A 9,837-nucleotide genomic window follows, 5' to 3' on the forward strand; every position below is an offset into this window, starting at 1 on the left:
CTGCGCCCGGCCTTCGCCAGCATCCAGCGTGCCGTTCTTGTTGGCGTCGTACCAGACCGTATCGCCAAGCGAGGCCGTACCGGTGTCTTTCTGCACCAGACCCGCATCGACGTCGCGTTCAGCCTCGCCGATGGACAGGTTGATCGTGCCGGTCAGACCGCCCGTCCCCGCATCGCTGTCATTATTCACAGCATCCGGGGCAACCGTGCTTTGCGTGGTGAACTCGTACCCGTTCGGGGCCACGAATTTCACCTGATAATTGCCCGCGTTCAGGTTGCTGAACAGATAGTTCCCGTTCGCATCCGTCACCTGCGTTGCAATCACCGCGCCGGTCGTCGGGTTGATCAACTGAACCGTCACGCCCTGCGCCCGGCCCTCGCCAGCATCCAGCGTGCCGTTCTTGTTGGCGTCGTACCAGACCGTGTCGCCAAGCGAGGCCGTACCGGTGTCTTTCTGCACCAGACCCGCATCGACGTCGCGTTCAGCCTCGCCGATGGACAAGTTGATCGTGCCGGTCAGACCGGTGGTCTGGTTGGCATCGGAATCATAGGGCACTTCGTCCGCATTAAACGTACTGGCCCTGGTAAATTCATAACCGTTGGGAGAGATGAATTTTACCTGATAGTCGCCGGAATTCAGGTTGTTGAACAGATATTTGCCGCTGGCGTCGGTGGTGGTGGTGGCCAACACGGCACCGGTGGCCGGGTTGATCAATTGCACCGTCACACCTGCGGCGCCGGTTTCGGTGGTATGGTTCTGGATGCCGTCCGCGTTCTTGTCGTACCAGACGTAATCACCCAGCGATGCCGTCCCGGTGTCTTTCTGGATCAGACCCGCATCAATATTAAGCTGATGCTCACCTTCGCTCAGGATGATGGTGCCGGTCATGCCGCCCGCACGCGCGTCCGAGTCGTTATTGGCCGCCTCGGGACCGGCCGGGGACGCAACGGTGAACTCGTAGCCGCTGGGGGCAACGAACATGACCTTGTAATTGCCCGCGTTCAGGTCGTCGAACAGGTATTTGCCGTTCGCATCCGTCACCTGCGTCGCAACTACTGCGTTGGTGTTCGCGTCCAGCAGCTTGACGGTCACGCCTGCCGCGCCGGTTTCGCCGCCGTCCAGAACGCCGTTCTTGTTGGTGTCATACCAGACGGTATCACCCAGCGACGGCTTGTCGCAGATCTCGATCCGCAGGTTTTCGCTTTGCGGTTTGCAGGTCGGATCATCGGTGTCGCGGATCAGCGTGACTTCGTAGATATTGTTCTTGCCGCTATCCAGCGGGTTTTCAAAGTCGGGCGCCGCCTTGAACTTTACATTGCCCTGCGCATCGACGGTGAACAGCGCCGCGTCGGGGCCGGTCAGGCGATAGGTTACATTGCCGGTGGCCTCGAAATCACGCTGCACGGTCGAGCGGATGATCTGGCGGCCCAAGGCATCGGTCTGGGTGCTGACCCGGCCCGAGATCTCGGTGATGCTGTTTGCCGAAAGCGACTGCAATTCGCCGCTCTCGACCACGGCATCGCCGTCATCGACCCACAGCGCCAGGCCGTTCAGCTCGGCCCCTTTGACCACGCCATCGCCGTTCGAGTCGAACTGCGCGCGCAGCTTGGCGTAACCGTCGGAATATTTGCCGTTATCGGTGCCGAACAGGCGCGCGCCATTCATCGAAACAAAGGCGTTGCCGTCACGGTTATCGACCAGAATACCGTCGCCCGAGCCGTCGAACCATTCCATCCGCTCGGCCTTGCCGTCGGCATTCATGTCGAAATGCACGGTATCGCCGATCTTCAGGCCGGTCTTGTTGGACGAGGTCGTCGCGCCGGTCACGCCGATCTTGCCGTCCATGTTCAGGTCGATCGCCACCGGAGTGGTCACGACGCGCTGGACACGGGCGCAATCCTCATCGAGATCGTGGTTATAGATGTTCTCGATCTCGATCCCGAAGGTATAGTTCAGGGCTGCGGCCTCGGTGCCGACATAGACCGGCCCGGACTTGCTTTGTCCGGCCTTGACCGTGACCTCGTATTCCTCATAGCGCGGGGCGTTAACCTCGTTCGCGCGATCGGTCAGATAGGCAAATCCGTCAGGCGCATAGCCATTGGCACCAACGGCGACCTTATCCGGATCGACGGTCAGCTTGACGGTAAAGGTCAGATCAGTCGTCGCGGGCTTGTCAAGGAAAACGTAGTAGGGAACCGCAGTGGTGGTCGAGTTGTTCCAACCGGTTGTCGGGTTCTCGTCAAAGCTAACGCGGCCCAGACGCGCGCAGACCGGCTCGTCCACCATGAAGTAGACGTCTTCCGAGATCAGCTTGCAGTCGGTCTGGAACTCTTTCACGAAGGTTTCGTTTTCGCAGATCTTGATCGACGTGCTGGTCTTGCTGCCATGGCCCGCGTAATCGACACCCATCGTCACCTTGCCCGCCTCGACATGGAAGCTGGTGCCGACCTGTACGGGGTTGTTGTTCGGATCGCGGCCCGTGCCCTGGGCGTCGGGGAAGGCGACGCGATACACGTTCGGGTTGATGCCGCTGAAGGTGTAATTTCCGTTTACATCCGTCACGGCGCTGACCGGCGCGCCATCGGGACCATAGACGAAATACATGTTGTTGTTCAGCAGATAGACGGTCTTGCCCGCAAGGCCCTGCTCGCCATCATTCTGCTGGCCGTCCAGATTGCCGTCATAATACAGCGTGCCGTTGATGTTGCCCGTCGTGTGGACCAGATTGACCTTGCGGACGGAAACATTGTCCAGCAGCGCGCCAAGGCCGTCGTCGGACGACGCCATGTCATAGCCATGTTCCATGAAGGTAACGGTATGGGTGCCGGCCTCGACATACACATCGAAGGTGCGGTGCTGGAAGCCCATCTTGAAATTGGCATCAACACCAGGACCGACATGCTGGACCTGCTTGCCATCTATGCTGACCAGCATGCCGTTCGACGCCGAATCGTGCCACCAGGGCTCGTACGCGTAATCATAGGCCCGGACGCCGTAATCGAAGGATACCTGATAGACGCCCGCCTCGGCTGCGGTAAAGCGCGCGGTGATGCCCTCGGCCTTGCCGGCTGTGGCATCAAGTTCGACAATGGCGTTACCTACCTTGTTACCGGTGTTATAATTACCGGTCTGCAGTTCGATGAACCTGCTGGGGCCAGCCGCCGACCACCCCTTGAAGCTGTAGTAATTCCAAAAGCCGATCGCACCGGCATTGTCGTGATTTTCAAAATTACCGTTATAGATCAGTTCATTGCCAAGAACGCGGCTGGCGTTGTCGTCATATTCGGCGGACAGCGGAGCGGTCGCGAACCCATAAGAATAGGTCGCGGGCGACGGCTGCTGAAGGCTGGTCTGCATCGCGGCGACCGCACCGTTGACCATGGCGACCGTGTCGCCACCGGGATTGATGCTGGCGTCGATATTCAGATAGGCATTACCGGCCCGAAGATGGATGATGTCGGTCACACCGCTTTGACGCGCATCCGAATCAGCATCCGCCGAGCTGCCGATGTCCATCGGGACGAAATCATAGCCATTGATGGGAACAAATTTCACGAAATAGTCGCCGGGCTTCGCGTTGAAGCTATAGCGACCGGTGCTGCTGGTTTGGGTTTCAGCAACGACATTGCCATAGACGTCCAGAAGCTGGACCAGACTCCCGACAACGCCAGGGTCGCGGGTGCTGGTGGCATAGTTCCACCAGTCGTTGGTTCCGTCAACATCGACGGTCAGCCCGCCGCTGATCTCTCCGTGGTCTGTCCAACTGTAGTTGAAAAAGCGTTCTACTGTCGTTCCCGACATGCTGGTCTCTCCTTGACTCGCAAAAGGCTGCACCAAATATGAACTGGGATGACCAATTCGGCTTTACAGATACCACCTGTTTATGTGCATGGGAAATCCCTAAAATTTTCTATAGTTATCAACTATAGGTTGTTAAACAAATGTTATGTTTGCGCAATTGGTAGAAATCTCATCAGATTAAAATACACTTTAAAATTGTATAATGTCTGCACAAACATCTATGGATTGCTGCCCATTAAGTGATTAACCACCATCGAAGGGAGAAAACTTCTGCTCAGGTTTGATGCCCGAAAAAGTTGCGGGCGAGCATACCAAAGGGAAACTCTCGTATTGAGAATGGTGATTCTGTTTCCAAAACTCTGAAATTGCGTCAAAAGTTCTTGCCGCGCCGCAGCAGACGACGTCAGATGCATCCGGCCGGGGAATCCGGTCCCCGCGGCATCGCTTTTCGCAGACAGGGATCAGGGCTGCCAGACGTAGAAAAATACCGTCTAGTAGCATGCCGTGAACCCCTGTGACCGCCGCAAAAGCCACAATTTTACGCACAAGTTCGGCCTGCGGCTCAAACGTCTTTTTCGTCGCAGGGGGGGGCGTGGCTGATCTTTTGGCCAGATTCTGGCCTTTCAGCCGGGCCGTGTCGTTTCCCCCCGCGAATCGTCTGTCACGGACAGGGCCGCAACAGGCTGACATTTCCGCCACAATCGCCTTGCCTTGCGAAAGGACGATTGCGGCGCGCTGGCCGCGCCCCTAGATTGCGCCCAGTTGATCCGGGACAAATCCAATGACTTACTGCGTCGGTCTGAAACTGAATGCGGGGCTGGTGCTGCTGTCCGATACGCGCACGAATGCCGGCCTCGACAATATCGCCTGTTATCGCAAGATGTTTTTCTTCGAAGAACCGGGCGAGCGGGTGATCACCATCATGACTGCGGGATCGCTGTCGGTGACGCAAACCACCCTGGCGCAGCTGGAGGAGGCGATCGAGGATGAAATGGCCGACGAATCGACCTCGATCCTCAAGGCGCCGACGATGCTGCAGGCGGCGTCGATCATCGGGCATACCCTGTCCCGCACCCGCCGCGAGATTGCCGACCAGTTGCGCGACCTGAACCAGCAGGCGTCGGCCAGCTTTATCGTCGCGGGGCAGCGCAGGGGCGGCGACATGCGGATGTTCCTGATCTATCCCGAGGGGAATTTCATCGAGGCGACTGACGACACGCCGTTCCTTCAGATCGGCGAGCATAAATACGGCAAGCCAATCCTCGACCGCGTGGTGACGCCCGAAACCAGCCTTGCCGACGCGCAAAAGGCGGTGTTGCTGTCGATGGATTCGACTTTGCGGTCGAACCTGTCAGTGGGCATGCCGCTGGATCTGGCGGTCATCGAAAAGGACGATTGCAAGGTCAGCTTGCGGCGGCGCATCGACGAGGGGGACGTCGATTTCATGCGGATGAGCGCGGCCTGGTCCAACGCCCTGCGCGACAGTTTCGTCAAGGTTTCGGTCTGACGCGACTGGAAACGGACAGCAAAACACAAATGCCGCCCGGCGGGGCGGCATCACGTATCGCAGTTGACGGCGCAGTCAGGTCTTGCGGCGACGGCGCATCAGGCCCAACGCACCCAATCCGCCGCCAAGCAGCAGGACTGGCGCAGGCAGCGGAACCGACGGCAGCAGGCCGGCTACCTGCGGCACCGGCTTGGGCGTCGCGACATTGAAGGTGACTTCGCTCAACATGATCCAATAGCCCGAACGCGTGAGCATCGTCGAAAACCGGTCCATCACACCAAAGCCGCGCAGATCCACACTGAAGCTGAACGGCCCGCCAGCAACGGGATCGGCGACAGCAAAGATGCTGCTGCCCGATGCCGTCGTGACCGTGACGCTGGCAGGTGCAGACACTCCGCCGGTGCCGTTGGTATCGTCAAGCCAGAATGTCACCGAATCGAAGTCATATTCATCGTCAAAAAACCAGTCGATCACCGGATTCTTGCCGCGCCAGCCGACATATTTCGCCGCGTTGCCGACATTCCAGCTTTGCGTTGCGATCACGCCGTCGGTCAGCTCCCCCGCACCACGATACAGAAAACCGCGATGATTGTATCCGCTATAGGAGTCATCGTGATAGCTGAATGCACCGCTACCGCCCTGAGGCATGTCATAGCTGACGGGGCTGACAGTCGCTGCCTGCGCGACCGCAGAACCAAAGAACAGGGCCGCAGCCCCCAGACAGACAGATGAGCGCATACTACACCCCAAAACATAAGAAACAGTTTAGTTAAAAAAAATACCATATTTGTGCGTACGTCAAGACAGTATATATGCATGCAGGATACCTGCGCGACGTTTTCCTTGACTCTTCCTTAACGGGCACAGGTCAGCCCCAGTCACCCAGCGCTGCCTGCCACAGCGTGACAGCCGCACAGACAGCCGTATCGGCGCGCAGGATTCGCGGCCCCAGACCCACAGGGGTCACACAATCCATCGCGCGCAGACGGGTGCGTTCGGCCTCGGAAAAGCCGCCTTCCGGACCGATCAGAATTGCCCACGGACCCGCTGGCAGGCCGGCCAGAACCCGCGAGGGACCGGCCAGCGCCTCGTCCGCCCACAGGATACGCCGCGCGGGATCCCAGCCATCCAGCAGCCGCGACAGGGGTGACAGGTCGTCCACGCCCGGCACAAAGGTGCCGCCACATTGCTCGGCCGCCTCGGTAGCGTGGGCTTGCAGGCGATCCTGGCGGATGCGTTCGGAATTGGTGAAATCGGTCTGGACGGGCCGGATGCGTGCGACGCCAAGCTCGGTCGCCTTTTCCACGATGAAATCGGTGCGGGCCTTCTTGATCGGCGCGAAAAGCAGCCACAGATCGGGCGGGTTCCGCTGCGGGGCGGTTTGCGCCACGACCTCCAGCCGCCCGCCCCGCTTGCCTGCCTCAAGGATCCGCGCCAGCCATTCGCCATCGCGGCCATTGAACACCGCGATCCCATCGCCCGCGCGCAGCCGCATGACACCGGACAGGTAATGGGCCTGCGCGGCCTCAAGCGATACGGCTTGTCCCGCGGCCAGAGGGTGATCTATGAACAGTCTGATCTTCGTCATGATGGGCGCGACGCTATGCAAAGCCGGAACGAAACGCCAGAGGCCGTCATCGACGCCCCAAGGGGAAACTGGGTGGACCATCTGGCCCCGGCGGCCTGGAGACCATGGCTGCGGCTGTCGCGCGCCGACCGGCCCATCGGGACGTGGCTGCTGCTGTTGCCCTGCTGGTGGGGCGTCGGGCTGGCGATGATGGCGGATGGCCCGCGCCTGTTCGACCTGTGGATCGCGCTTGCCTGCGGCATCGGCGCCATCGCCATGCGCGGCGCGGGCTGCACCTGGAACGACATTACCGACCGCGCTTTCGACGCCCGCGTCGCCCGCACCCGGTCGCGCCCCCTGCCCTCGGGGCAGGTGACGCTGCGCGGAGCCTATGTCTGGCTGATCGCGCAGGCGCTGCTGGGTCTTGTCGTCCTGCTGACGCTGGGACATGTGGCGATCCTGATGGGGGTCGCCTCGCTGACGCTGGTGGCGATCTATCCCTTTGCCAAGCGGTTCACGTGGTGGCCGCAGATTTTTCTGGGCCTTGCCTTCAACTGGGGGGTGATGCTGGCCTATGCCGCGCATATGGGGCGCGTCGATCCGGTCGCCTTTGTCGCCTGGCTGGGCGGCATCGCCTGGACGATCTTTTACGACACGATCTATGCCCATCAGGATGTCGAGGATGACGCGCTGATCGGGGTCAAGTCCACCGCGCGCCTGTTCGGCGATGACAGCGCCCGCTATCTGGCCGGTTTCGGCGTCCTGACCGTGCTGCTGCTGGCCATCGCCATTTTTCTGCCCGGTCGCAATCTGTTGATTGCCTTTGCCGGGCTTGCCGGATTTGCCGCGCATCTTCTGTGGCAGCTCAGAATTTTCCAGCCATATCAGGGTAATATTTGCCTGCGGCTGTTCCGATCCAACCGCGATGCGGGTTTGATCCTTGCGCTGTTTCTTGCCGTTGCCGGGGTGCTTTGATTGCACCGGCTGTTTCACGCGGCTAGACCGATGCGGCTTGCCACAGGATAAGGCCCCTGAACATGGCGCTGACGCGTAGCTCTGTTGTCACCCTGATCCTGCTGACGGCCGCAGGCGGGCTGTGCTGGTACGGTGCCAGATCCGCCGCCGATTTCATCGAGACCCGGTCGGCGCGGGATGTACGGATGGCACTGGAATCGGGTGGGCATGACTGGGTACAGGTCCGGACCAGCGGGTTGCAGGTCCGGCTGGAAGGCACCGCCCCCTCAGAGGTCGAACGCTTTCGCGCCATGACGCTGGTGGCCAGCGCCGTTGATTCCAACCGTATTGTCGATGACATGGCCATCGAAACGGCAAGGGCGATCACCCCGCCCGAGTTCAAGGTGGAACTGCTGCGCAATGATGACGGCATCTCGCTGATCGGGCTGGTTCCGGCGCAGACCGACCGCACGGCACTGGCCCGGCTGCTGAAGGACGAACCCCACCCGCCAAAGGTCACGGATCTGCTGGAAACCGCCGATTATGCCGTTCCCGACAATTGGGACGCGGCGATCCGCTATGGTTTGTCGATCGCGCTGCTGACGCCGCAGGCGAAAATCTCGATCTCGCCGGGGCTGGTGCAGATTGCCGCGCTGGCCGACAGCGCCGCCGACAAGGGGCAACTGGAAAGCAAGATGCGGCGCAGCCTGCCTGCCGGGGTCCGGCTGGACAGCCGGATTTCCGCCCCCCGCCCCGTCATCACCCCCTTTACCCTGCGCTTCATCATTGATGACAAGGGCCCGCATTTCGACGCCTGCGCCGCCGATAACGAAACCGGTCGCAGCCGCATTCAAGAGGCGGCGGTGCGCGCGGGTGCGGCGGGCACGCCCGACTGCACGCTTGCCCTCGGGGCGCCAACCCCTGACTGGGCGGACGCCGCAGTAGCCGCGATTCAGGCCGTGGCGGCGCTTGGGCGGGGATCGGTGACGATCTCGGACGCGGAAATCGCGCTGTTCGCCCCGGCCGGAACCAACCGCGACCGCCTGGACGAGGTGGTCGGCAATCTGGAACAGGCCCTGCCCCGGATGTTCTCGCTCAAGGCGCAGCAGGAGCAGGCTGCCGACGCCGATCAGGGCCCGGTCGAGTTCGCCGCGACGCTGGACGATGGTGATCTGACCATTCGCGGACGCATCGCCGATCAGCGCATGCGCGAGGCCGTGGACAGCTTTGCCCGCGCACGCTTTGCGAAGGTGCAGGGCAATCTGCGCAGCGACGAGACGGTGCCCTCGGGCTGGACGGTCCGCGTGATCGCCGCGCTTGAGGCGATTGCGGTGCTGGACGACGGCCAGGCACGGGTAACGCCCGATCTGGTACGGCTGAACGGCACTTCGGGCGATCCGCGCGCCACCGACCGCGCGGCCAGCCTGCTGGCACGCCGCCTTGGCGCGGGGGCCGCCTATGAGCTGTCAATACGCTATGACCGGCGGCTGGACCCGGAACTGGGCCTGCCCGATGGCGAGGAATGCGTGGATCGGCTGAACATCATCATGTCCGAATCCGAGATGGGCTTTGAACCCAGCAAGGCCACCATCGCCGGGGATCCCGCGCCGACGCTGGACAAGCTGGCCGAGGTCATGAAGGACTGCGCCAGCTTCCGGATCGAGGCGGGCGGCCACACCGATTCTCAGGGTTCCGAAGGGTTCAATGCCAGCCTGTCGCGGTCCCGCGCGCAGGCGCTGGTCAAGGCCATGGGCGAGGCAGGGATCGACATCGCCAATGTGACCGCGCGCGGCTATGGCGAAAGCCAGCCCATCGCCAGCAATGACAGCGACGCCGGCCGCGAGGCGAATCGCAGGATCGAATTTCGTCTTGTTTCGGACATTCCGGTGCAGAACGAGCCCCTGCCTGCGCCGGTTACGGTCAGCGGCGTGACCAACCACGCCGATTCGGTCGGTGCCACCGCTGAAACGCTGACCATTCCACCCTATACGGCGGCCGGGCCCGAAAA

6 protein-coding genes are annotated in these 9,837 nt (G+C 61.3%); 3 read left to right on the plus strand and 3 right to left on the minus strand.

The window, feature by feature from the left end:
- On the minus strand, positions 1-3,801 hold a 3,801-nt coding region (locus ACK5L9_RS19565; RefSeq protein ID WP_416913133.1), incomplete at its 3' end, for an SdrD B-like domain-containing protein.
- A 781-nt stretch (positions 3,802-4,582) separates the two neighbouring features.
- Between ACK5L9_RS19565 and ACK5L9_RS19570 the strand changes: the two genes are divergently transcribed.
- Complete coding sequence (locus ACK5L9_RS19570) at positions 4,583-5,308, plus strand: proteasome-type protease (protein WP_416913134.1); 726 nt, start codon at positions 4,583-4,585, stop codon at positions 5,306-5,308.
- A gap of 75 nt (positions 5,309-5,383) precedes the next feature.
- Here the strand turns inward: ACK5L9_RS19570 and ACK5L9_RS19575 are convergent, their stop codons facing one another.
- Together ACK5L9_RS19575 and ACK5L9_RS19580 are read right to left on the minus strand one after the other, a co-directional pair.
- Positions 5,384-6,046 carry a VPLPA-CTERM sorting domain-containing protein gene (locus ACK5L9_RS19575; protein ID WP_416913135.1) on the minus strand — a complete coding sequence of 221 codons (663 nt, stop codon included), beginning with the start codon at positions 6,044-6,046 and terminating at the stop codon, positions 5,384-5,386.
- A gap of 130 nt (positions 6,047-6,176) precedes the next feature.
- Complete coding sequence (locus ACK5L9_RS19580; RefSeq protein WP_416913136.1) at positions 6,177-6,896, minus strand: 16S rRNA (uracil(1498)-N(3))-methyltransferase; 720 nt, start codon at positions 6,894-6,896, stop codon at positions 6,177-6,179.
- A gap of 15 nt (positions 6,897-6,911) precedes the next feature.
- Between ACK5L9_RS19580 and ubiA the strand changes: the two genes are divergently transcribed.
- Both ubiA and ACK5L9_RS19590 read left to right on the plus strand, forming a co-directional pair.
- Positions 6,912-7,850 carry a 4-hydroxybenzoate octaprenyltransferase gene (ubiA, locus tag ACK5L9_RS19585; RefSeq protein WP_416913137.1) on the plus strand — a complete coding sequence of 313 codons (939 nt, stop codon included), beginning with the start codon at positions 6,912-6,914 and terminating at the stop codon, positions 7,848-7,850.
- A gap of 62 nt (positions 7,851-7,912) precedes the next feature.
- The coding region (locus tag ACK5L9_RS19590; RefSeq protein WP_416913138.1) for an OmpA family protein at positions 7,913-9,837 on the plus strand (1,925 nt) is incomplete at its 3' end.

This window comes from Paracoccus sp. (in: a-proteobacteria), from assembly GCF_047973135.1.
In the GTDB taxonomy this organism is placed as follows: domain Bacteria; phylum Pseudomonadota; class Alphaproteobacteria; order Rhodobacterales; family Rhodobacteraceae; genus Paracoccus.